This window comes from Bacillus sp. 2D03 (assembly GCF_003946765.1).
Classification (GTDB): domain Bacteria; phylum Bacillota; class Bacilli; order Bacillales; family Bacillaceae_G; genus Bacillus_A; species Bacillus_A cereus.
Window position 1 is genome coordinate 23,169 of record NZ_RPSJ01000017.1, and the last position, 24,362, is coordinate 47,530.

Genomic DNA, 24,362 nt, shown 5'->3' on the forward strand with positions numbered 1-24,362 from the left:
GTCCCTTTTTTATACGTGATGACAAGCAACAAAATGCTCTGCACCAACATTACGGAATTCTGGTACTGTTTTTTTACAAACATCCGTTGCAAATGGGCAACGTGTATGAAAACGACAGCCCGAAGGTGGATTTGCTGGACTTGGAATATCCCCTTCTAGTATAATTCGCTCTCGCTTCACTGTTGGATCTGGTATTGGAACAGCTGATAACAATGCTTTCGTATAAGGATGTAGCGGATTGGTAAATAACTCATCACGCGGTGCTGTCTCCACAATCGTACCTAAATACATAATTCCGATTTTCGTACATAAATGTTCTACTACACTTAAATCATGCGAAATGAATAAATAAGATAATCCCTTTTTCTCCTGTAACTCACTAAATAAATTAATAATTTGTGCTTGGATAGATACATCTAGTGCCGCCACAGGTTCATCAGCTACAATGAATTCTGGATTTAATACCATAGCTCTTGCGATTACGATACGCTGACGTTGTCCACCAGAAAACTCATGGGGATACCGGTCAATATGATAAGGAGCTAATCCACATAACTCCAATACTTCAATTACCTTTTCACGAACATTTTCTTTCGTCGCTAATCCGTGGGCCAACATTGGCTCTCCAAGCGCTTCTCCAATTCTCATTCTCGGATTTAATGAACTAAATGGATCTTGGAAAACGAGCTGCATATTAGGGCGATGTTTTCTTAATTCATCCTTGGATAAAGAATGAACATCTTTCCCTTTAAACTTCACTTCTCCCTCCGTTTTTTGAACGAGGCGTAAAATTGTTTTTCCTATTGTTGTTTTTCCGCTCCCTGATTCGCCAACGAGACCAAACACTTCACCTTTATTAATAGTAAAACTTACTCCATCAACTGCTTTTACATGCCCAATTGTTCTACTAAATACGCCACCCTTGATTGGAAAATATGTCTTTAGGTTTTTTACCTCTAATAATGGTTCACTCATTGTTCCGCACGCTCCTCATATAACCAGCAAGCTACTTTATGATTTTCATCATTTACATTTAGATTTGGAGCTTCTTTTTCACATATTTCCATACAATGCTCACAACGCCCACTAAAGTAGCAAAACTCACCTAAACCAACTAAATTCGGAACTTGCCCTGGAATAGAATATAGTTTATCTATTCGTTTTCCCATTACTGGTTTTGATTTCAATAATCCTTTCGTATAAGGATGTTTTGGATTTTGGAATATCTCTAGTACTGGAGCTTCTTCAATAACTTTCCCGCCATACATAACGACAACATAATCAGCCATTTCCGCTACGACACCTAAGTCATGTGTAATTAATAAAATCGACGTTTTAAATTCTTCTTTCACTTGTCTTAGTAGATCCAATATTTGAGCCTGAATGGTAACATCAAGAGCTGTTGTTGGTTCATCCGCAATTAATAACTTAGGATTACAACTAAGTGCAACAGCAATCATAATACGTTGTAACATCCCGCCGCTCAGTTCATGCGGATAAGAATGGACGATTTCATCAGCGCGGGCTATGCCAACTTTACGAATTAACTCAATTGCCTTCTTATATGCTTCATTTTTACTAAGTAATTCATGCTCCCTTAACGTTTCTACAATTTGCTCTCCTACAGTGAAGACGGGGTTTAGCGATGTCATTGGTTCTTGGAAAATCATTGCAATATCATTACCTCGTAAACTACGAAGTTCTTTCTCTTTCATTCCTAAAAGACTTTTTCCTTCATATAAAATGTCTCCACCCACTACACTGCCTGATTCAGCAATAAGCCCCATAATAGATAAAGCTGTTACACTCTTCCCGCAACCTGATTCTCCTACTACACAAACTGTTTCCCCTTCTCGAACCGCAAAGCTAACATGGTTCACAGCCTTTACTGTCCCCTCGTCAGTTTGAAAATGTGTTTGTAAGTCTTTCAGCTCTACTACCGCTTTACTCATATCTTCTCACCTACCGTCTCATCTTTGGATCTAACGCATCACGAAGTGCATCACCAAGTAAATTAATTGATACAACTGTTATAAAGATTGCAAAACCGGGCGGAATCCATAACCATGGACGCTTTTGGAAATCGATTAATGAGTTAGCTGCGCTAATCATGTTCCCCCATGATGGTGTAGGTGGAACGACTCCGAGGCCTAAGTAACTTAGTGCGGATTCTCCCAAAATAGAACCTGCAACACCTAATGTGGATACAACAATTAAAATGGGTAAAACATTAGGTATTAAGTGATATATAATTTTCCGGTAATCTTTTATTCCTAACACATCCGCAGCTTGCATAAATGCTTGCTCCCTAAGTGATAAAATTTGCCCTCTTACAAGGCGTGCAAGCCCTGGCCAACCTACTAGACTTAAAATAATCATAATGACATACAAACGATAATCAGACGGTACTTTCCACTCTGATAAAATCGCACCCATTATAATAAGTAACGGTAATCCTGGCATTGACATTAAAATATCTGCAAGCCGCATAATAATATTGTCCACAATCCCACGATAAAAACCTGCAATCGCTCCTAATAAAGCTCCAAGTATAACCGATAAAACCATTGAAGCTAAACCAATGGTTAATGAAATACGTCCCGCTTGCATAAGCCTTGTTAAAATATCTCTTCCTAATTGATCTGTACCAAGCCAATGAGAAACACTAGGTGGTTTGTTAATGAGCGCAACTTGTATTTTCCCTGATGCATATGGAGAAAAGAACGGACCGATAAAACAAAATAAAAACATAAAAATTAATGCATAAAACCCTACAAGTGCCATCTTATTTTTCTTTATCTTTTTAAAAGCTTGTCGCCATGGTGATGATTCGCTTCTGCTCTTTTTTTCTTTTTTTTCTGTAATTACTGTAACAGTCTCCATTTCTTTCCCCCCTTACTTCAACCGAATTCTTGGATCAACAACTGCATATACGATATCTGCTAAAAAGTTTGAAACGATTGTTAAACAAGAAAGAAACATCGTAAATGCCATCAATACTGTATAGTCACGGAAATTTAATGCTTCTAATTGAATATTACCAATCCCTGGCCAGTTAAAAATTTGTTCAATAATAATTGCCCCAGAAAACAATCCCGGTAATTCAAATGCTAATAACGTAATTGCTGGTAATATTGCATTTTTTAATGCATGCTTATAAATAACCGTCTTCTCCTTCAAACCTTTCGCTCTTGCTGTTCGTATGTAATCTTGTCTTACAACCTCTAACATACTTGTTCTAAAATACCGAGTTAGCGAGCCGACCCCAAGAAGTGTCAAAATAAATACTGGTAAAATCATATGTTTTGCAACTTCTATCACGTAAGCAAATCCTGTTGAATTACTGCCAACATCAATCATTCCACCTATCGGTAATAACTTAAAGTCAACCGCAAACACCTTAATTAAAAACAAGCCGATAAAGAATGAAGGGAATGACATTGCTGCAAAAACACCGATTGTTACAAGTTTATCGAATAAAGAATGTTGTTTCGTCGCCGAGAATACACCGATAATAAGTGCAATTAGCCAAATAAAAAACAATGCAATAATTGCTACACTAAAAGAATTCCAAATAAATTTATTTAATAATGACGTTACAGGCTCTTGATATTGAAGCGAGAAGCCAAAGTCCCCTTGCAATGCATTACCTAACCAATGAAAATAACGCTCAACAATCGGTTTGTTCAACCCATATAATTCCCTCAGTTCAGCTGCTCTTTCCGGTGTAATTTTCGGGTTTGAATCAATATAATCCCCAGGAAGAAGTGCGAACAGGACGAAGATAATAATTGATGTACCAAGCAGTGTAGGAATCATTTGTAACAACCTACGAACAATATATGTTTTCACCCTTTTTCTCTCCAATCTTATGCTTAAAATAGAAGAACATTTTTTCAAAGCGGCACATTACTAACCGAATGAAAAAATGTCTTCTACTTATACATTCTTATCGTTATTTTTCAAATGATAATACCGGTAAGTTTGCACTAATACTGTTGTACTTTTCAGGATCAATTCCTTTTATATTCCCGTTATAACCAGTAATTGTTCTACGGTAGTTTAATAGAATTACTGGTGGATCATCACTTAATTCTTTATACAATTCTTTATAAATAGGTTTACGCTTTTCGATATCTACAGTTTCAATACCTTTTTGAATTAGCTCATCTACTTTTGCATTCTTATAACCAAGACTAGTTTCATTTGCAGTAGACAAATATTCACCAGCTGTTTCACTCGGGTCACTTGTAATCGGTGTCGAAACAGAAGCTAAATCATAATCTCCTTTGTTTACCTTAGAAAGCATCGTATTAAAGTCCATAAATTCAGGATTAAACTCTACACCTATTTCTTTATAATTCTCTTTCGCAATCGGAATTAATAAATCACTATCTTTAGCCGAACTTGGACCGAAATAAGAAAGTTTTAATTTTTGACCATCTTTTTCACGAATTCCATCCGAACCAACTTTCCACCCTGCTTCATCTAATAATTTTTTCGCTTTTTCTTTATCGTATTCGTATTTATTAACTCCTTCTTCCGTATAAGCCCAAGAAGTTGGATGAATTGGTACATTGGCTACTGTACCGTATCCTTTTAACGCTGTATCAACATATTTTTTGCGGTCTAATCCGTAAATAAGTGCTTGGCGAACCTTTTTATCCTTTAAGTAAGGCTTATTATTATTCATATAAATATAACTAAATGACGGCGCTGTTTCGATTTGGATATTTGCGAATTCTAAAGCCTTAGCCTGTTCAAGAACCTCATCACCGGTACCTAAGCCAGTATGGTCAACTTCTCCTGTTTGGAATAACTGAAGCTTCGTATCACCAGAAGTAATTTTATAAATAAAGTTTTGAATTTTTGGTTTACCCGCATAATAATTTTCGTTTGCTACAAAACGAACTTCTTGACCTGGAATATACTTTTCAAATTTATATGGACCCGCAGCTAATGGCTTTCCATATAAATCTTTTAAGTAATCTAAGCTTGTATTTTGCTTATAATCTTTTCCATAATAAGCTTTTGATAGTACTGTACCTCCTAAAACAAATATAGCTTGTGAATTCACTTTTTCAGTTGTAATTTTAATTGTTTGTTGATCAACAACTTGAATACCTTCAATTGAAGTTGCTTTTCCTTCTTTATATTCTTTACCACCTTTAACGGCATATTGAGAGATATCTACTTCACCTTCATATGCCTTATCATGTAAAAGCGTCAATGTGAAAGCTACATCATCCGCCGTTAATGGCGATCCATCACTAAATTTCAAATCTTTACGTAAATGGAATGTATATGTTAACTGATCAGAAGAAACGTCCCACTTCTCAGCTAATTCTGGAATTGGTTTCCCTTGTTTATCGGTTGATACGAGAGATGCAAAAATAACTGAAGTTACGTTTCCATCCCAACCATTTTGTTGAAAGTATGGTAAAAATACGCCGCCTGGCTTACTAATACCAACTACTAACGTATCTTTTCTATTCTTCGCTTTGTCTGGCACTTTCGTTTTATCTGTCGCAGCAATCTTTTCAATTTTCACACTTTTTAAATCCTGCTGTTTAACCGGCTCTGTAGAAGCCGCATCCTCCTGTCCCCCACAAGCAGATAACACAAGCGAACTACTCAGTAATACCGAAAATACACCAGCCCATTTTTTTGTCTTTTTCTTCATTGTCCCCACCCTAACTTTTCTTTTTTTAATAATTAAACCTTATGAACTGCTTGCCTTATGTATGCCTCCCACAGCAACATTTTATAGCCAATCGGAAAAGTCGGTTTTAATCGTAAAAAAATAGATGTTTTTGAGGGGTAACAATCTTATTCCGACCTTTCCGGTAGACTTTATGGTTATTAGCTTATATCTTCAGTTATATTTTGTCAATTCTTTCTAAATAAATATTTCAAGAATTTTTTTAAAATTATTATTCTATCTTTAATTTAGGTAAACTTAATAAAACTCCGTTATAGTCACCTTCTTATAATCCTTGAATTCGTGCATGATGTGTAGACACCATTTTGCTATTATTCAAGAAGATTACAGGCGGGGCTTCGCTTAACTCTTGATATAATTTTTTATAAATTTCCTTTCGCTTTTCAATATCCAACGTTTCTAATGCTTGCTTAGCTAATTCATCTACTTTCTGATTATAATATCCATCATAATTTCGTTTACTTGTTGAAATAAACTCTTCAATCGCTCTCTTTTATTTCTTATAAAAAAATTAAAAATTCACTTCTATTCGTTCAGCATGAAACATAGAATACTAATAACCAATTACCAAAAAGGGGGCGAAAATATGGACAACCTATTCCAATACGTCCTGCACTACGTATTATTAACAATTATGATAGTCGGAGCGCTATTACTATTCCCGTTCTTCCCAAAGTTCGTCCTCTTTTTAGCTTTTTTTATCATGCTCGGGATCGCTATTATAATTTCAACGAGAGAAGATGCCACGCAAAAAGAGAGCAGAGTTCAGCGCGTAAAGCTGTAACTTTGCTCTCTTTTTGTTTTCATTCACTAGTCTCTGTTACACATATTTATCCCGCTATTTGCCGTGCAGTAAGACCCCCACCTCAAAATTCAGCGAAAGCAAAAGAAGTTAGGTCAGGGTCGGGGTGCCCGTAAAAGCCCTCACTTTATCTCTCGGGAAATAATTAGCCTTTGTTTTTGTAATTACTCCTATCGAAAAACCACTAATGACATTTATTTTTCACCTTATCATTTTCATATGTTTCACAAACTATGCAAATTGAGGAAAATGGATTTATCTAAGTTACTGTTTCACGTGAAACACATCGCTTCATTTAACCTTTAAAGCAAAATATCATTATGAAGAAAGCCACTTCCTCCAGCAAAACTGAAAGGAAGTGGCTTTCTACTCATTACTCCACAATATTCTCTAATTCATTATATAAATCTGCTCGTAACAACTCTTTCTTCGTTTTTTCCTCATATAATTTTTCAAGTTTTTCAACATTAGCTACATGTTCCATTCCACATTCTATTGCATATATATCTTCTTCTACATGCATTAACTCATTTTCAATCTCTTCAAGATTCCTAGCTTCTTTCTCTTTTACAGGAACCGTTTCAACACTTTTTCTCCCTTGGCGTTTCTGCTTTATTACTTGCTTCTCAAGCTTTTCCTCCCACTTTTGACGAGCCCATGCATAATTTCCTGCAAACTCAAATAATTTGCATCTATCAATCCAGTACGTCTTTTCAAATAACTTATTTAAAAAATATCGATCGTGTGAAACAGCTAAAATCGTCCCGTTATATTGCTCAAGGGCTTCCTCTAAAACTTCCCTTGATTCAATATCAAGATGGTTTGTCGGCTCATCTAAAATTAGAAAATTGATGTCTTGATACATAAGTTGCGCAAGTCTTAATCTCATTTTTTCTCCACCGCTCAGTTGTGTTACTTTCTTAAACACCGCTGGACCATAAAATAAAAACTTAGCTAATATATGTCTTGCTTCTCCTTCTGTTACAGCCACATACTCTCTAAACGCTTCCAATACATTACTCTTCACATTTCCATACGTATGCTGTGATAAATAACCAATTTTGACACTACTACCAATGCGAATTTCACCAACGTCTGGATTTATTTCTTCTAATAGTAGTTTTAATAATGTAGTCTTTCCTGTACCATTACGACCAACGATAGCAGCACGCTCTTGAAAACGAACATGTAAATTCGCTTGTTCAAATAAAGGTCGGCCAGCAAAACCTTTACTCACTTCTTTCATTACAACAACATCTTTTCCGCTTCTCTCTTGCCCTTCAAACTGAAGACCCATCTGTTTTCTTTCTAAAATCGGCCTCTTTAATTTCTCTATACGCTCTAACGCACGTTCCATATTCCTCGCTCTTTTATGCAATCCTTCATTCGGAGGATTCGCTTGATTTGCCCATTCACGTAGGCGCTTAATTGCTTCTTTCATTTTCTTTATTTTCTTTTGCTGCTCTTGATAAGCTTGAAACTCTTGAAGTAACCTTTCTTCCTTCTCCTCAACGAACTGAGAATAATTCGTATGGTACACGTGAATCTCTCCATCTTCCAAATCCAAAATTTTCTTTACAACTTCATCAAGGAAATAGCGATCGTGTGAAATAACCATAACTGTTCCAGTATATTCTTTTAAAAACTTCTCTAACCATTCAACTGCAAACAAATCTAAATGATTTGTTGGTTCATCTAATAGAAGTAAATCTGGTTTCTGCAATAGCATATATGCAAGGCTTATTTTCGTCTGTTCTCCTCCACTTAATTCCGTAAATACTCTTGGAAATAAGTTTGTGACTTGTAAGCCATTTGCTACCTTCATTATATTTGCCTCTATTTCATAACCACCGAGAAATGCAAATTTTTCTTGAATTACTCCGTACCTCTCCATTAGCTTTTGCAAAGCAGATTGTTCCTGCTCCTCCGCCATATTTTTTTCTAGAGCATGCATTTCTTTTTCTAATTCCTTTTCTACTTTAAAAGCGGAACTCAATACATCATATACAGTCATGGCCTCATCAAACTTCGGAATTTGTGCGACATGACCAATACGTGTACCTTTCTTCATATGAATGGCTCCTGCATCCAAACTCTCCATTCCCGTTAGAAGCCCAAAGATTGTTGTCTTCCCACTACCGTTACGACCAACTAACCCAACACGTTCACCATTCTTTATTTCAAGCGATATATTTTCAAATATGATGTTTCCACCAAAAGATTTCGTTACATTATTTACACTACAAATAGTCATTTTCCGTACTCCTTTCAATATAAAAAACCATGAGAAAGAAACATTCCCCATGGTTTTCGGCATAGAAAAAGGAAGCCAAATAGCTCCCTTTTCACACGTTTATTAAAAATGGGTGAAGAGATTTCTATCGTTCAATAGTCACTATGCAATTGTTAAAAAAGGGCATACGTATCCCGTTAACAACTACATCATGAAAAATCGCACGACAAAAATAGATAAAATCTAAAAATTTGGCACGCGCAGCTAAAGAACGTTTCATCTCATGCACCCCTTTCGTACGGAATTTAATACTTACTTCTTTATTATACTTTCCAATTTCATGTTTGAATAGTCATTTTTCTGAAAATAATGAAGATAGACTAAACATTTCAATAAGTGACATCAAATCTTACAAAACTGTTATGTTCACGTAATGGAAAGCGATAGTACGAAAAGATGCCTCCCTATACAATAAAGATGTAAAACAAGAGAGACAAACACAAGGAGGAAACAAACATGATGAAAGAAATCGTAAAAGCAATCTTTGAGGTATTAGTGAACGGACAAGCAGTTGTAAAAGAATTAAATGAACTATAAAAAGGAGTGAAGAAATATGATGAACATGGTGAAAATGATTTTACACGCTTTAGTCGATGCAAAAGCAGTTAGCCAAGAATTAAACCAACAATAAAAAGGGGTATATGAATATGAAGAAAGCCATTATTATAATTGCAAGCACAGCAATTACTTTATACACAATAAAAAATAGAAAAAAGAAAAATAATGAAAATGTTCTATATTATCCATACACACTATTAGAGAAAAAATAAAAGACAAGGTACCCTATCGTAATGAGGATATCTTGTCTTTTATTTTTTCCATATTGTCTTTAGAGGATTTCCTTCTCCTTTTCCCGAATGTATTAAGCGGGATTTTTACACATATTTTAAAGGGGCATATATACAAATGGATACACAACAACTATATTTTTTAAACGATATCGGTAAACAAAAACCAGAAAGTATTCGGAATAGAAGCGCTGCATGTCCATTTTGCGATAAAGAACATTTAACGGATATTTTAGCAACTGATGGTTCTATTATTTGGTTAAAAAATAAATTTCCTACATTACAAGATACATTTCAAACGGTGCTGATTGAAACGGATAATTGCGAAAATCATATCGCAACATATACAGAAGAACATATGCGAAAATTAATGCAATTTTCTATTCAACATTGGTTACACTTACAGAAGAACGAAGAATTTGCATCTGTAATTTTATACAAAAATCACGGTCCATTTTCAGGTGGAAGTTTGCATCATGCACACATGCAAATTATCGGAATGAAATATGTAAATTATCTTGAAAATATTGAAGAAGAAAATTTCCAAGGGGTAATTGTTCAAAAAAATGAACGCATTGAGCTTAATATTTCAGAGCATCCCATTATTGGCTTCACTGAATTCAATATAATCATTGATAATATTTCATATATAGATGAAATGGCAAATTACATTCAGCAAACTGTACGTTACATACTGATAGATTTCCATAAAGGATGCAGTAGTTATAACTTATTCTTCTATTACTTAAATGGAAAAATCATTTGTAAAGTTGTACCTAGATTTGTCGTTTCACCATTGTATGTAGGATATAAAATACCGCAAGTTTCTACAAAACTAGAAGAGGTGAAAATACAACTCACGCAGTATTTCACGAAAGAAAAGGATGAAATTATTCATAAAAAAACAGAGTAGGTATAGAAAACCTACTCTTTAATTACACCTTTATTTCGATAGTACACATCTTCTAGTCCGATGTTATACTTCATGTTATTATCCGTCCACTCTGGCCCTAAATTCCCTGGCCATCCAGATGTATTCGCTATATATTTCAGTAATGCAAAATCAGTCAAACCTTTTTGCACCCCACGCTTATATCCTTTCATTAAATGCGGCATTGCAATTTGCGCATTTGTACGTGGATCTTTCAGCTCATCATCAGTTAAATGTTCTGGTGCAAGCCCGCCGCCGCGGTGTAGTTGAAACAATCCAAATGAAGTTCCATTATCTCCAACACTTCTTGGATTTAATCGACTTTCATGCTCGGCAATTGCAAGAGGTATCCATTCCGGAAGATTTACTTTCTTCGCTTCCTCTATAATGATTTGTTTCATCTGTTTTGCTTCTTCTGAATCAACATAGCTTGTTCCATTCACTAGCTTATCCATTCCTTCAGACTTTCCTTGGAAATATAAATATACTCCAAGAACAACTAAAAATCCTACAAAGAATTTCTTCACTACCTCTACCTCTTTCTCCGCTGAAATTTGTCCCCTTTCAGCCTTCTTCCCTTTACAATTACCCAAATTTCATCATTCTCTTACTCTTTTATCATAGCAAATAACTATACGTATTATCATCATGCTTTAGACCGATTTTGTGAAAAAACAGCTGGTAAATACGTGCAAAAATGTAACTTTCATAGACTATAACGCATTTTTTGTATATAATTGTAAATTGAATTCTAAATATAAACTAGGAGAATAATAATATGAAAAAATGGTTGCTACTCTTATTTAGTTTACTACTATTAATTCCTATCCCTATTTCCGCACAAAAAAACGCAAATCCAAAAGCCCTTATTTTATACAGTTCGAACGATGATCAAATTACAAGTGATACCCAAATACTTAATACACAAGTAGGACATTTTACTAATAACATAACAATAAAAAACATAAAACAGTTAGCTGAAATAACTGATAAATCTTCATATACACATATTATTTACTTAGGTGAAAAACAAGAAGAACTTTCTACTGAAACAAAAGAATTTCTAGAAAGTTTCTCAGGGCCACTACTATTTTTAGGTCAAAATATAGAACAATTATCCAATCGTTTTTCGTTTATCACACTTAAAAATGAAGATATAAACTCTGATACAATTGAATATCCAACACGTAAAATAAAGAATACATTAGAGGAAGAACGATCAATTAAACATCTTGATACAACTGGAACAATTCTTGCCCACGCTTTAAAAGGGAAGAATCCTTATCCATTAATTGTGCAACAAAATAATTCTTATTACGTTGCAACGCCAAATCTCTTTGACTGGATGTCTCATTACATCGGTGAAGTGTTATTTTCTTACTTCGGACAAAAGCCAACGAACAATAAGGTAGAAGCTTATTTACGTCTTGAGGACGTCCATCCAGCCGCAGATATAAATCAATTAAAAGAAATTGCTACATTACTAAAAGAGAAAAAGATTCCTTACATGATCACTGTTATTCCTGTATATACAGATCCAGAGACAGGAAAAACACTACATTTAAAAGATAAACCCGAACTAGTCGATCTTTTACGCTCTATGCAAGATGAGGGTGCAGCAATTATTATGCACGGTTATACGCACCAATTTTATGATAGTGAAACTGGGGAAGGTTTTGAATTTTGGGACGTAAAGTCAGATCAACCAATTCGCCAACCGAAACATGAAAAACCAAAAACAAAAGATGCCTTTCCTAATATAGAAGCATATAATGCATACGTAAAAAAAGGGGAAGAATTTGAAGAAAAATATACAACTGAGCATATTGAAAAAGGCATTCAAGAACTTGTAGATGCTAAACTATATCCCGTCGCATTTGAAGCACCCCATTACACGATGTCTCAAAAAGGGTATGAAATATTATCAAGATACTTTTCAACTTATGTAGGACAACTACAGTTAAGTGATATAACTTGGAAATCCATGCACTCTCCGGCATATAGAAGTACACCATCATTTCTACATGGAATGAAATTAATGCCTGAAACAGTCGGTTTTATTGAAGAAGACAAGCCACAAGCTATCGCTAAAATGAAAGCAAATGCTTTATCTGTTGCTAAATTATCCGATGGGATTATTGGGGCATTTTATCATCCTTACTTAGGTGTGAAACCATTAAAAGAAGTATTAAAGGATCTAGAAAGTATTCCAAATATAGAATGGATTGATTTACAAAAGGAAAAAAATGAAGTAAAAATGAAAGATATTCATATTACGACGAATAAAGACGGCATTCACGTTGAAAAACCAACCAGTGCGAATGACATAATTGATTATATAAAGCAATATGGCTTCTTCCTTATACTGGGGTTCGTTATCATTGTCTTTCTTTTATTATTAAAACGTGCTAAAAAATTAGAATCCTAATAAAAAACCACCGAGCGGAACGCTTGGTGGTTTTTTTCATATATCAAACCGTGGCATTTTATTAAATAAATTCAACTTTTACTTTTTCCGTTACATTATGAAAATTATAATTCTCCTATCCTTTCAAATAAAATCGAATGGTATTTTCATATATTGTTTCTGCAACCTGATCAACAGATATGTTTTTTATAACACTAATTTCCTTTAATACATCTCGAATCATTCTCCGGTGCGTCATAACATCGTCTTGAAATTCCCACGGTCCATCTGTTTCTACCATCATATATTCAAGCGGATAATACGAAACAATTTTTCTAATCTTCTCCTTATGTAAAACATCCGGTGTAATCGAAATATAATAACCATTCTTCATCATCCGTTTCATTGTTTCATCACTTCCTTTAAACCAATGGAAATGTGCACGTGAAACTTTATATTTCTCTAGCAAATCACATACAGTGTCAGCATCTTCATAAACTGCGTGTGATATAATCGGCAAATTATACTTACTAGCTAGTTCTATAAATTTTTTTAATACAGCTATGTATGAATCTACAGCAATGCTTTCATCTTCTTTCCTCAAATAATAGGGCAAACCTACTTCACCAATCGCAACAATTTCCTCTGCGTTCTGTTCAATAAGTTTATAAATCTGTTCACACTCTTCTTTATGAATCTGTTGCTCTGGATGAAACCCTATCGCTGGATATATAAAGGGATACTTCTTCGCTAAAGATAACGTTTCCTTACAAGATTGATAATTCATAGATACAGCAATAAGCCCCTTTATTTCATTACTATTTTCCACCTTTTTCAGTAATCTGCTCTTCTCTTCATCCTTATATTGATCAACGTGTATATGACTATCAATCCATTTCATCTTTATGCCCCCATAAAAAAAACAAGAAAGGACTTCCTTTCTTGTTTTATCATCTATATTATTTAACAATTAAGTTTGTTATGATATCAAATAATCCAATACACACTACGGCAACAGTAAAGTAGCTACAGAAATCTTTAATTGGTAACTTCACTACTTCTTCTTTACGCATCCCATTTTTCTCCCTTCTTACTAGATCCCTAATTATTTTTCTATCTGTATCTATTATGCAAAAAATATGACAAATTTACTATCGAATTAACTTACGTAAACCTTACAATGTTGTAAGGTTTAAAAAAGGATCCTCATCTTTATTCAGATGAGGATTATTAAAAATTAGTTGGTTTTTCATTCTTCATTACAAACAGAAAGTAATACATTAAGACTTTCTAGTTACACTATATGAAAATTACTATCTTTTAACTATCGAATTACATTACAGAAGGCTTACATGTTTGTAAGTTATGTGTAATGTAATTCGATAGTTCCCCTTACTTATATTTCGTACAATAAAGTTAGAAAGTAAGCCAAATAAGAAGAACAATCACATAACCAAATTGCATTGCTAGTAGCTACTCTTCTTATACCTTTCACCCATGCTACTACAATGTACCCCCTTCCCCTTTATATAATAAAAAAGCCTTAGTCTATATGGACTAAGGCTTTTTTGCCAACCCTTAAAATACCCTTACCCAGTATTTTTATTTTCGACAAAAAATAGCTAGGGGTATATTTTACTATCTCATCGTTAAAAGTTTACTCTTCGCATTTATAGGAATATTTGCAACCTCAATCTCTTCAATCGATTCACCGTAACGTCCTTTTGCAAAAACCTTTAATGCTTCATCTCTCTTTAACATATGCTTAACCGTTTTCTTTATTTTCTGCTCTCTACCACGTTCATCGAATGCAATAAATTCATATTCATACCACTCATCACCAATATGCTGACCAATTGTATTCACAACCGTATAGTATTCTTTCGTCTTATAAAATGGATTATATTTATCGATAACCGGTCCAAGTTTCGTAGGCAGTAACATTACTACTATCACTATCATCGCTATTATAGTAGTGATCATTTTTTTCTTCATAATAAACATTCCTCCTCTTCAGGATATATATACATCCATTTTAAAAAGGGGGAATAAAATCTACTATTGAATCTCATTACATTACACTTACATTTTTGTAAGAATTAAAAAAGGTGAACGAATTTACTCGTTCACCTTTTAGCTTGCTTTAAAGCCACCGCCAAGTACATCACGTACATCATGTATAACAACGAAAGCATCTTCATCTACCCGGCTAATAACTTGTTTTAACTTAACAAGCTCTTGTTTATTAATAACAACATATAAAACTTCTTTATTTTTACCAGTATATCCGCCGCGCCCTTCTAATACAGTAACACCGCGTGTCATATTTTTCGTAATAGCTTCACGAATTAAATCTGGTTGATTCGAAATAATCGTAACAGCCGTTTTTGTATCCATTCCTTCTACAATGAAATCAATCACCTTCGCTCCGATGAACACAGCTACAAGTGTATACATTGCCTTTTCTTGCCCTATTATAAATACAGAACCAGCAATTACAACAATATCAATAATTAGTACGCCTTTACCTACGCTCCAACCTAAATATTGATTTGCTAACCGAGCTAAGATTGCTGATCCTCCCGATGTACCTCCGGCTTTGAACATACAGCCTAATCCAATACCCACAAATAAACCAGCAAATAAAGCTGCTAATAATGTATCACTATTTACATGATACTCAATATGTTCTGTAACGTATAAAAACAAAGATGTTTCTACAATCCCTAAAATTGTATAAATCATTGTTTTCTTATCAAAAAATTTATAACCAATAGCTAGTAAAATTGCATTTATAGCAAAATTCACAATCCCTGGTGACCAATCAAATAAGTAGTACGTAACAACCGTTAAACCAATAATTCCACCTTCCGATAAACGGTTTGGAATTGCAAAGTAATTAATACCAATTGCGAATAATAATGAACCAATTGTAATTAGTGTTATTTCCTTTATACGTTGATTAACCATAGTTCATACCCTCCCCCCATTTGACATTGTATCACTATCTCCTAGAGGTTTAGAAGTGGTTTTTATTCCGCATTTTCCCTCTTAAAAATTGAAATATTATGTTTAAACAGAGGGTTGATTAATTATTCATATTTGCTCTAACTGCACGGACAAATTGCTCCACATTCCCTTTCTGAATATACTTAGCGCGAATGGTTTCATGATTACAAGTAAACTCAAAGTACGGATGAAAATCTATGCTATCTATATGCAAATATGAGTACTCTTTAAATGTTGAAGGATAGTACGGAAATTCCCCGTAAAAAAGGAGACGTCTAGTAGTGGCAACAAAAACCCCATGTTGATACGATAATATAAAATTATCCTTCTCAAATATCCCTACCACAAAAACCAAAATCTTTTCATCATCATCTACATACTTTTTCATACTCGATAAAAGTTCATTCATGCATATTCCTCCAAATTCTATTCACTGCTTTAACACTTGAAAAGAATCCATGGATATTACAGACCGGTTTAACTCCTTTATAAAGTATGAAACGCGTTTCCTGTCAAAGATATTTCAAAAAAATAATCCGTTATGCGATTATACACATAACGGATTAAAATTAAACCGTAGAGCGTTCCACAAGTTCGTATGGAATTTCCAGCTTTTCTTGTTCAGAACTCTCGTCATTCACTTTTCTATGCAACATTTCAAAAGCAGTTTTCCCTATCTCCTTTAAATTTTGATCAATAGTTGTCAATTGTAACACTTGCGAGATAGGTTGATTATCAAAGCCAATAATCGCTAAATCCTCAGGAACTTGAATCCCTAATTTTTCAACCTCTGTCATAACCCCAATCGCAACTTCATCACCTGCTACTATTAATGCTTCAGGAAGATCCTGCATCTCTTTTAACTTATGAGCCACTTTTACACCATCTTCTAGTGTAAAACATTCTGTAAAAATCCATTCTTCATTAACCTCTTCGTCTATAGATTGCAATTGCTGTTTATAAACATCAAAACGCTTTTGACTACTCGGCCCTAATTTTCTTCCCGTACAATAACCAATTTTTTTATAACCTTTCTCAATCAAATAATCCATTCCTAATTGAAAGGCCGCTGAATGATTCGTATATACACTTGAGATGTTTGAAATATCATTGTCTTCACAAGCAATTATTGTGCCGTAAGAAGCATACGGTTCTATCGTTTCCCAATCATTTGCACGGGAACAAATAATAAGACCATCCAATTGTTTTGTTTTTAACATATGTAAACTTTTCATTTCTTCTTTTTTATTATAATTCGTTTGGCAAAGTAACACTCTGTAATTATGAGTTAACGCAATCTCCATCATTCCGCTCACCATCGCATCAAAACACGGATGATTAATATACGGTAAAATCACACCAACAATATTCGTCTTTCCTTTTGATAAATGAACAGCATTTGCGTTTTGCGAGTAATTCAATTTCTCAACTATCTCTATAACCGCTTTTCTTTTTTCTTCACTTACATATGGGTGATCATTCAACACTCTCGAAACAGTCGTAACTGAAACTCCCGCCATCTTTGCGATATCTTTAATATTAGCCATACACTCACCTCTATCTTTAAGTTAATGAATCTCATGAACATATGTCAAATCTTCTTATCATTACACCTTCATTCATTTCTCTTACAAAAGTGTAATTTTTTTGTAAGCTAATTCGATAGTGACTTTCGGCAACATTTCATACAATTAAGTCAGAAACAAGGTAACAACCATTCGAAAAGGAGCGGATTAATATGATGAACAAAATGAAAACGAACAATTTCTTACATACAATGGGCATGGTATTTTCCGCTCTTATCGACGCAAAAGCTGTTGCTTCTACATTAAACAAGTAAGGAGAATATATTATGAATAACATCACTTTTAACAAATTAGATTTTTTAGGACTAGCTAGTGGCTCGCTTCTTCTTACTGCTTTTATTTACGCCGCTACGCTTGTATAACTTTGTGTCCCCTTTCCCCTTTATTATAAATAGTAATAGAAAAGACGACCGTCTATGCCCGGTCGTCTTTTCTTATTTTTGATTTGATTGCAAAGCTTCTTTTAACTCCTCAAATTTCTCATTTAATTGATCTGTCATCATTTTCATAGCAGTTTTTCGATCTATTTGTTCTCCAGCCTCAATTTGAATCGGATCTCCAAAAATCAATTGTGCCTTTTTCCCCTTTATTAATTCTTTTACACTTGATGGACCAACATAAGCTGCCGGCACTAAAGGTACATTAGAACGCATCGCAATTGTCACAGCACCCGCTTTTAATGAAACATCTTCCGCTGATCTCGTTCCACTCGGAAAAATCCCTACTACCTTTCCTTCTTTTAATAAACGTGATGGAATTTTAAGTGTACTCGGTCCCGGATTCGCGCGATCTACAGGGAATGCATTTACATTTTTAAAGAACCAATTTTTGAATTTCCCTTCAAATAATTCTTTTTTTGCCATGTAATGAATTTGAGTTGGGTACATCCCTGTAGCTAACATTAATACATCCATAAAACTTGTATGTGTACACGCAACAACATACGGACCACCTTCTGGTAGCTTTTCTCTTCCTTGCACGTCTACTTTCCCAGCTGTTTTAAATATATATTTCAACAAAAATGTAATTGGTTTATACATTTATTTCGTTCCTTTCTAAACATCCGAAGTATAATCATATTCTTACAACAATTATAACACTAAGTTTTAGGAGTTGGTAATAAAAATGAGTATGAATTGTTACATTTTAATTCTTACAAAAGTGTAATTTTCTTGTAAGCTAATTCGATAGTTACTTCTTACTATATTTCATACAATTAAGTCAGAAACAGGGCAACAATTATTCGAAAAGGAGTCGATTAATATGATGAACAAAATGAAAACGAACAATTTCTTACATACAATGGGCATGGTATTATCGGCTCTTTTCGATGCAAAAGCTGTTGCTTCTACACTAAACAAGTAAGGAGAATGTATTATGAATAACATCACTTTTAACAAATTAGACTTTTTAGGATTAGCTAGCGGCTCTCTTCTTCTTACTGCTTTTATTTACGCTGCTACGCTTGTATAACTTTGTGTCCCCTTTCCCCTTTATATAGAAAAAGACGACCGTCTATGCCCGGTCGTCTTTTTAATTTTTTCTTTCTTTCAATTCTTTTAAAAGCTGTATCAGCTCAGCTTGTTGTTTTATCTTTTTACGACCATTTCGATTAATTGCTGCAAGCTCACAGGCAACTCCGACGGCGAAGAAAAACAATAAACTTTCTAACATGTAAAATCCTCCATTTGCCTATTAAACAGCTTGACGTAATTGTTCTTCTTGTAAAACTCTCTTATTTATATTTTCTTCTTTTCTCTGACAAACGTTATTGCGAATAAGCGCTGCAATAACAAGTACAGTCCCTATAATATCAAACATTGTGATTTGATACCCTTGCATCATCATAATAGCTAAAGTCGTAATTGGTACAAAATTAATAAATAAAATCCCATTAATGGATGATAAAATTTTCACACCATAGTTCCAAGCAAGTAGCGCTACAATACCTGGCAATGTCATCATAAATAACAAATCATATTTCACAATAGAAATCGTTCCCATACTCGGAACTGAAATATATCCAAGCGACGTAATAATTACCGTTATAATCGCTGTAACAGTCGTACCGAATACACACGTCAACGTAGAATAACGTAATGTTGACCAATCACTACAAGTTTGACCACCCATCGTATAAATAACCCAGCCTACAACACCAATAAATATAAATGCTAATGGGAACATATTATCTTTCAATGTTACAAAGAAACTCATGTCACCTTTTGTAATAACAAACACAGCTCCTACAAAAGCAATAACCATACTCGTTATCATATACTTCTTCGGTTTTATATGCTTATATCCCCATAAAATACAAATAGAAATCATCGGCATAAGTGCTTCCATAATGGAAGCTACCATTACACCCGACTTACCCATCAACATTTGCCCTAAAAATATGAGGACATTATATACTGTAAATGCCATCGTTCCAAAAAAGACGAGTAACTTTCCTCTTCCCTCTAAACGAAATGCCTGTTTTCCTTCTTTCATTAACAACAATACAATCAGCATTATCGCCACTGCTCCATAGCGAATAAGCGAAAAATAAAATGGATCTATGTATTCTAGCGCATGATCAGCAACTGGAAACATCGCTCCCCATGACATACTCGCAATTAAACACGCTAAAGCCCCTATTATCATTTGACCTCTTCTCACCGCAATCCCCCGTTTCTTTCTATTTGCACAAAGAGAATTGTAAAAGAAAAAATATATCACGTAAAATGATTCAAAATGATGTTAACTATCATTTATAATGATAGTTAACATCAAGGGGGATTACAAAATGGAATTACGAGACTTACAAATCTTTAAAAGCGTTGCCGATCAGGGTAGTGTAAGTAGCGCAGCAAAGGAATTAAATTATGTACAATCAAATGTAACTGCACGTATTAAACAACTAGAAAACGAATTAAAAACCCCACTCTTTTACCGCCATAAACGAGGAATGACTTTAACAGCTGAAGGAAGAAAAATGCTCGTTTATGTTAGTAAAATTTTGCAAGATGTCGATGAACTAAAACAAGTATTTTTAGATAGCGAAACACCCTCCGGTATATTAAAAATCGGTACAGTCGAAACAGTAAGTACACTGCCTACCATTTTATCTTCTTACTATAAAAGCTATCCGAATGTCGATTTATCATTACAAGCGGGTCTAACAGAAGAATTAATTAGAGAAGTACTTGATCACCAATTAGATGGTGCCTTTATATCAGGTCCTATTAAACATCCACTAATCGAACAATACGATGTTAGTACAGAGAAATTAATGCTTATAACACAAAATAAAGCCTTTCATATAGAAGAATTTACAACAACTCCTCTACTCGTTTTTAACCAAGGATGTGGATACCGCTCCAAACTAGAACGTTGGCTTAAAGATGAAGGTTTGCTACCAAAAAGAATTATGGAATTCAATATATTAGAGACAATATTAAACAGTGTTGCACTCGGTCTCGGAATTACACTCGTACCACAGTCTGCTGTCCATCATCTTTCTAAAGCAGGTAAGGTACATTGTCATGCAATCCCTGAAAAATACGGCAGTATTTCAACGGTTTTCATACGCCGTAAAGATAGCTATATGACGAATTCAATGCGTAGTTTTTTAAAAACAATTGAAGAACATCATCATATCAATATGCTATGAAAGACATTCTTACACGAATGTCTTTTTTTCTTACAAAAGTGTAAGTCTTTCGTAAGCTAATTCGATAGTTGCAAGTAGACATATTTCCTATAATTAAGACATAAGCAGGGCAACAACAATTCGAAAAGGAGCGGATACGCATGATGAACAATATGAAATCAAATAAACTTTTAAATACAATGGGCATGGTGCTATCCGCACTTGTCGATGCAAAAGCTGTTGCAACTACATTAAACAAATAAGGAGAGATTATAATGAACAACATTACTTTCAACAAATCAGACTTTATCGGACTTGCAAGTGGAGCTACTCTTCTTACGGCTTTCATTTATACACTTGCTCAAGGTCTTGTTTAACACTTTGTTTCCCCAACCCCCTTTATATAGAAAAAGCTGCTCGTCTTATAGACAAGCAGCTTTTTAGTTTGTTTCATATACAATTTGACCTGTTTTCGTAATATCATATCCGCCAATCGCATTTAATTCATTATGAAATTCTTTCGATTGCAGAATATCTTTCACAACTTCAATCAACTCTTCATTTTCTTTATTCTTCAAAATTACTAAATCATACTGTTCTTTCATGATTGGAATAAAGTCCACATTTACAATTTGCGAAAACTTTTCTGAACCTACTCCTACATCAGCTTTTCCATTTGCAACTTGAGTGGCAACACCAAGATGATTCGATTCTTCCCATTCATATCCACTAATATCAGCTTTATTTAATTTTTGGATTCGTAATTGTTCATCCACTAACACTCTAATACCAGAACCCTTTTCTCGATTCACAAACTTTATAGTGGACCCGGATATGTCAGCCCATGTCTTTATTTTCTTCGGATTTCCTTTTTGAACATAAAACCCTACATTTCTGGACAATAAATTAATCATAAGACATGGCTGTCCTACTAAAATACGTTTTACGTAAGGAATATTATATGTACCCGTTTCACCATCAAACAAATGCAAACTAACGATACTTCCTTCTCCTTGATACATTTTCACTAAACTCGTTAAGCTACCTTGATACGCTCTTAAAACATTAGAACTTGGCAAACGATTTTCTATACGTTTAGCTAACATATCTAACGTTAGTTCTTGACCACTAATAATACACGTGTTCAAGATACTACTACCATCGTTTTTTACAGGATTAACTTGTACTTTTCCTGTTTTCATTTGCTTTATATATTGATCTAAATCTGCTGCATCAATGCGCATCTGTCTACCAACTCTATAAGAAGGAAGTTCTCCTTTTTTAATTAAGTCGTATACAGTTAATTTTGATACTTTTAATCGCTTTGCTACTTCTTCCGTTGTGTAGGAATGATGATCCATAGACGATTCCTCACTTTCTCCTTTCATTGTAACAAAGAAAAGAATATTTCTCCTATTTTTTAAAAATAGATATATGTTCAAATTATATTCAATTATAAATAGTTATATTTAGTTATATTTAGTTATAATTAGATGTATCAAAATGAAAGGGGATTTTTTTATGAATAAATTTACATTACGTTCCATCGGGGCACTTATACTTTCTTTCCTTCTTATATTTAGCACTGCTTGTACAAGTGGGGAAAAGCATACAAAGTCAACTGCTAAAGAGGATAAAACAGTTGAACTGACTATCTCAGCTGCTGCAAGCTTACAAGATGCATTAAAAGAAATCGAAAAACAATATAAAGAAAAAGAGCCAAATATCAAACTTTCTTTTAACTTCGGTGCTTCTGGAGCACTTCAACAACAAATTGAACAAGGTGCACCTGCTGATTTATTCTTCTCAGCAGCAGAAGATAAATTCCAAACCCTTGTAAAAAAAGGATTCATTAATGAAAAAGAAGGGAAAAATCTTCTTGGAAATGAACTAGTTCTAGTCATCCCTAAAGATAGTTCTCTTACAAAATTTCAAGATTTAAAAGATGAGAAAATCAAAAAAATTGCACTTGGTACACCTGAATCTGTACCTGCTGGCAAATATGCAAAGGCTTCTCTAACACACGAAAACCTTTGGAATGATGTTCAAAATAAAGTCGTATTTACAAAAGATGTTCGCCAAGTGTTAACATATGTAGAAATAGGGAATGTCGATGCTGGTATCGTATACAAAACAGATGCTCTCATTTCGGATAAAGTAAAGATTGGTGAGACAGCAGCAGCTACTTCTCATGAGCCAATCCACTATCCTTTAGGTGTTATAAAGGAATCTAAACATAAGAAAGAGGCGACTTCATTTTATGAGTATTTGCAGTCAAAAGATGCACAATCTATCTTTAAGAAATATGGATTTACAGTCCTGTCGTAATTACTATGAGCATTGATGCTATTTTATCGCCTTTCTTTCTATCTTTAAGAGTAGCTGCGTGCGCCACTATTCTCGTTACAATTTTAGGGACAATTGTCGGGCGAGCACTAGCTCGCTCCTCATGGCGATATAAAGTACTATTAGAAACCATATTTTTATTACCAATGGTACTTCCACCAACTGTTATCGGCTTCTTTCTCATTATCATCTTTGGAAACAACAGCCCGATCGGAAAGTGGGTTGAATCATTATTTCAGCAGTCTATTATGTTCACATCTACTGCTGCGATCATCGCTTCTACAGTTGTTGCATTTCCGCTTATGTACCAATCAGCGAAAACGGGATTTTCTATCGCAAATGTACAAATTGAAGAAAGTGCTCGTGACCTTGGCGCAAGTGAATATCAAGTTTTTCTGCACGTTACACTTCCACTCGCATTTCCTGCCTTACTAAGCGGGATGATTTTGAGCTTTGTCCGCGCGCTCGGTGAGTTTGGTGCTACACTTATGTTTGCCGGGAACATTCCTGGTAAAACACAGACAATCCCAACTGCAATTTACATGGCTATTGATGCAAGTAATATGCAACTCGCCTGGACACTTGTAGTTATTACTATCGTTATGTCACTCTTATTTCTCCTATGTATTCAACTTATTAATAAAAGAATTACTAACTCTTAAAGCAGCTTTTTTCGAAGCTGCTTCTTTATTTCTTAGGAAATAAAATATACCACCGGGAAATAACTGAATTTTACCTCTTATTAAAATATACATTTTATTTGAATTCACTTTCTAAAATAGGCAATTTCCTGTTATTATATGGAGGTGTTTCAAAAAATGAAGAAATGAAAACGCATTTA

General features: G+C 34.3%; 27 protein-coding genes and 1 pseudogene. 10 read left to right on the top strand and 18 right to left on the bottom strand.

Annotated features, from left to right (window positions below; genetic code table 11):
• Positions 1-9 precede the first annotated feature (9 nt).
• The 6 genes and pseudogenes from EBQ15_RS27595 to EBQ15_RS27620 all read right to left on the bottom strand — a co-directional run.
• Positions 10-975, bottom strand: a complete 966-nt coding sequence (locus EBQ15_RS27595) for an ABC transporter ATP-binding protein (protein WP_001294519.1) — start codon at positions 973-975, stop codon at positions 10-12.
• Positions 972-1,952, bottom strand: coding sequence for an ABC transporter ATP-binding protein (locus EBQ15_RS27600; protein WP_000030767.1), 981 nt, complete (start codon positions 1,950-1,952; stop codon positions 972-974). The genes EBQ15_RS27595 and EBQ15_RS27600 overlap by 4 nt, the downstream gene beginning before the upstream one ends.
• Before the next feature lie 10 nt (positions 1,953-1,962).
• Positions 1,963-2,883, bottom strand: a complete 921-nt coding sequence (gene opp4C, locus EBQ15_RS27605; RefSeq protein ID WP_000451080.1) for an oligopeptide ABC transporter permease — start codon at positions 2,881-2,883, stop codon at positions 1,963-1,965.
• Positions 2,884-2,895: 12 nt separating this feature from the next.
• Positions 2,896-3,852: an ABC transporter permease gene (locus EBQ15_RS27610; RefSeq protein ID WP_000860748.1), complete on the bottom strand. Its 957-nt coding sequence runs from the start codon at positions 3,850-3,852 to the stop codon at positions 2,896-2,898.
• 103 nt (positions 3,853-3,955) lie between these two features.
• On the bottom strand, positions 3,956-5,683 hold the full coding sequence (locus EBQ15_RS27615) for an ABC transporter substrate-binding protein (RefSeq protein ID WP_000730665.1): 1,728 nt from the start codon (positions 5,681-5,683) through the stop codon (positions 3,956-3,958).
• 304 nt (positions 5,684-5,987) lie between these two features.
• A pseudogene (locus EBQ15_RS27620) lies at positions 5,988-6,206 on the bottom strand (ABC transporter substrate-binding protein); the annotation flags it as partial.
• Between the two features lie 102 nt (positions 6,207-6,308).
• Between EBQ15_RS27620 and EBQ15_RS27625 the strand changes: the two are divergent.
• Complete coding sequence (locus EBQ15_RS27625) at positions 6,309-6,506, top strand: hypothetical protein (protein ID WP_000369254.1); 198 nt, start codon at positions 6,309-6,311, stop codon at positions 6,504-6,506.
• Positions 6,507-6,897: 391 nt separating this feature from the next.
• Here EBQ15_RS27625 and abc-f read toward each other — a convergent pair whose 3' ends face one another.
• Positions 6,898-8,778: a ribosomal protection-like ABC-F family protein gene (abc-f, locus tag EBQ15_RS27635; protein WP_000150884.1), complete on the bottom strand. Its 1,881-nt coding sequence runs from the start codon at positions 8,776-8,778 to the stop codon at positions 6,898-6,900.
• A gap of 124 nt (positions 8,779-8,902) precedes the next feature.
• Positions 8,903-9,037, bottom strand: coding sequence for an RAxF-45 family protein (locus EBQ15_RS31715; RefSeq protein ID WP_000830643.1), 135 nt, complete (start codon positions 9,035-9,037; stop codon positions 8,903-8,905).
• A 421-nt stretch (positions 9,038-9,458) separates the two neighbouring features.
• On the opposite strand from EBQ15_RS31715, the gene EBQ15_RS27640 reads away from it, so the two are divergent.
• Together EBQ15_RS27640 and EBQ15_RS27645 are read left to right on the top strand one after the other, a co-directional pair.
• On the top strand, positions 9,459-9,587 hold the full coding sequence (locus tag EBQ15_RS27640; protein WP_001998915.1) for a hypothetical protein: 129 nt from the start codon (positions 9,459-9,461) through the stop codon (positions 9,585-9,587).
• A gap of 136 nt (positions 9,588-9,723) precedes the next feature.
• Positions 9,724-10,518: a DUF4931 domain-containing protein gene (locus tag EBQ15_RS27645; protein WP_001998916.1), complete on the top strand. Its 795-nt coding sequence runs from the start codon at positions 9,724-9,726 to the stop codon at positions 10,516-10,518.
• 11 nt (positions 10,519-10,529) lie between these two features.
• Here the strand turns inward: EBQ15_RS27645 and EBQ15_RS27650 are convergent, their stop codons facing one another.
• Positions 10,530-11,063, bottom strand: a complete 534-nt coding sequence (locus tag EBQ15_RS27650; RefSeq protein WP_000713249.1) for a transglycosylase SLT domain-containing protein — start codon at positions 11,061-11,063, stop codon at positions 10,530-10,532.
• 251 nt (positions 11,064-11,314) lie between these two features.
• Between EBQ15_RS27650 and EBQ15_RS27655 the strand changes: the two genes are divergently transcribed.
• The gene (locus EBQ15_RS27655; RefSeq protein WP_033693077.1) at positions 11,315-12,964 is read left to right on the top strand and encodes a DUF2334 domain-containing protein; all 1,650 of its coding nucleotides are present in this window, start codon (positions 11,315-11,317) and stop codon (positions 12,962-12,964) included.
• 115 nt (positions 12,965-13,079) lie between these two features.
• Here EBQ15_RS27655 and EBQ15_RS27660 read toward each other — a convergent pair whose 3' ends face one another.
• The 5 genes from EBQ15_RS27660 to EBQ15_RS27680 form a co-directional block, all read right to left on the bottom strand.
• Complete coding sequence (locus EBQ15_RS27660; RefSeq protein ID WP_000871112.1) at positions 13,080-13,844, bottom strand: TatD family hydrolase; 765 nt, start codon at positions 13,842-13,844, stop codon at positions 13,080-13,082.
• A gap of 737 nt (positions 13,845-14,581) precedes the next feature.
• A complete protein-coding gene (locus EBQ15_RS27665) occupies positions 14,582-14,938 on the bottom strand; it encodes a YxeA family protein (protein WP_000728422.1) in 357 nt (118 codons plus the stop codon).
• 138 nt (positions 14,939-15,076) lie between these two features.
• Entirely contained in the window at positions 15,077-15,913 is an 837-nt protein-coding gene (locus EBQ15_RS27670; protein ID WP_000248040.1) for a YitT family protein, read from the bottom strand.
• Between the two features lie 118 nt (positions 15,914-16,031).
• Complete coding sequence (locus EBQ15_RS27675; RefSeq protein ID WP_001004249.1) at positions 16,032-16,361, bottom strand: PH domain-containing protein; 330 nt, start codon at positions 16,359-16,361, stop codon at positions 16,032-16,034.
• Positions 16,362-16,521: 160 nt separating this feature from the next.
• Positions 16,522-17,499 (bottom strand): LacI family DNA-binding transcriptional regulator, encoded by a 978-nt coding sequence (locus EBQ15_RS27680; protein WP_001273898.1) that lies wholly within the window; start codon positions 17,497-17,499, stop codon positions 16,522-16,524.
• A 305-nt stretch (positions 17,500-17,804) separates the two neighbouring features.
• Between EBQ15_RS27680 and EBQ15_RS27685 the strand changes: the two genes are divergently transcribed.
• On the top strand, positions 17,805-17,900 hold the full coding sequence (locus tag EBQ15_RS27685; protein ID WP_001060007.1) for a DUF3948 family protein: 96 nt from the start codon (positions 17,805-17,807) through the stop codon (positions 17,898-17,900).
• A gap of 72 nt (positions 17,901-17,972) precedes the next feature.
• Here EBQ15_RS27685 and EBQ15_RS27690 read toward each other — a convergent pair whose 3' ends face one another.
• Entirely contained in the window at positions 17,973-18,578 is a 606-nt protein-coding gene (locus EBQ15_RS27690) for a lysophospholipid acyltransferase family protein (protein WP_000277767.1), read from the bottom strand.
• 337 nt (positions 18,579-18,915) lie between these two features.
• On the opposite strand from EBQ15_RS27690, the gene EBQ15_RS27695 reads away from it, so the two are divergent.
• On the top strand, positions 18,916-19,011 hold the full coding sequence (locus tag EBQ15_RS27695; protein ID WP_001060007.1) for a DUF3948 family protein: 96 nt from the start codon (positions 18,916-18,918) through the stop codon (positions 19,009-19,011).
• 60 nt (positions 19,012-19,071) lie between these two features.
• Here the strand turns inward: EBQ15_RS27695 and EBQ15_RS27700 are convergent, their stop codons facing one another.
• Together EBQ15_RS27700 and EBQ15_RS27705 are read right to left on the bottom strand one after the other, a co-directional pair.
• Complete coding sequence (locus EBQ15_RS27700) at positions 19,072-19,212, bottom strand: YrzO family protein (RefSeq protein ID WP_000894065.1); 141 nt, start codon at positions 19,210-19,212, stop codon at positions 19,072-19,074.
• A 21-nt stretch (positions 19,213-19,233) separates the two neighbouring features.
• Positions 19,234-20,202: a DMT family transporter gene (locus EBQ15_RS27705; RefSeq protein WP_016119004.1), complete on the bottom strand. Its 969-nt coding sequence runs from the start codon at positions 20,200-20,202 to the stop codon at positions 19,234-19,236.
• Between the two features lie 127 nt (positions 20,203-20,329).
• Here EBQ15_RS27705 and EBQ15_RS27710 point away from each other — a divergent pair, with 127 nt between their 5' ends.
• Both EBQ15_RS27710 and EBQ15_RS27715 read left to right on the top strand, forming a co-directional pair.
• On the top strand, positions 20,330-21,196 hold the full coding sequence (locus tag EBQ15_RS27710) for a LysR family transcriptional regulator (RefSeq protein ID WP_000423032.1): 867 nt from the start codon (positions 20,330-20,332) through the stop codon (positions 21,194-21,196).
• A gap of 254 nt (positions 21,197-21,450) precedes the next feature.
• The gene (locus tag EBQ15_RS27715; protein WP_001060018.1) at positions 21,451-21,552 is read left to right on the top strand and encodes a DUF3948 family protein; all 102 of its coding nucleotides are present in this window, start codon (positions 21,451-21,453) and stop codon (positions 21,550-21,552) included.
• A 63-nt stretch (positions 21,553-21,615) separates the two neighbouring features.
• Here EBQ15_RS27715 and EBQ15_RS27720 read toward each other — a convergent pair whose 3' ends face one another.
• A complete protein-coding gene (locus EBQ15_RS27720; protein ID WP_016119003.1) occupies positions 21,616-22,536 on the bottom strand; it encodes a substrate-binding domain-containing protein in 921 nt (306 codons plus the stop codon).
• A 160-nt stretch (positions 22,537-22,696) separates the two neighbouring features.
• Between EBQ15_RS27720 and modA the strand changes: the two genes are divergently transcribed.
• Entirely contained in the window at positions 22,697-23,503 is an 807-nt protein-coding gene (gene modA, locus EBQ15_RS27725; protein WP_001032239.1) for a molybdate ABC transporter substrate-binding protein, read from the top strand.
• Between the two features lie 5 nt (positions 23,504-23,508).
• Complete coding sequence (gene modB, locus EBQ15_RS27730) at positions 23,509-24,183, top strand: molybdate ABC transporter permease subunit (protein ID WP_000020520.1); 675 nt, start codon at positions 23,509-23,511, stop codon at positions 24,181-24,183.
• The last annotated feature ends 179 nt before the right edge of the window (positions 24,184-24,362 follow it).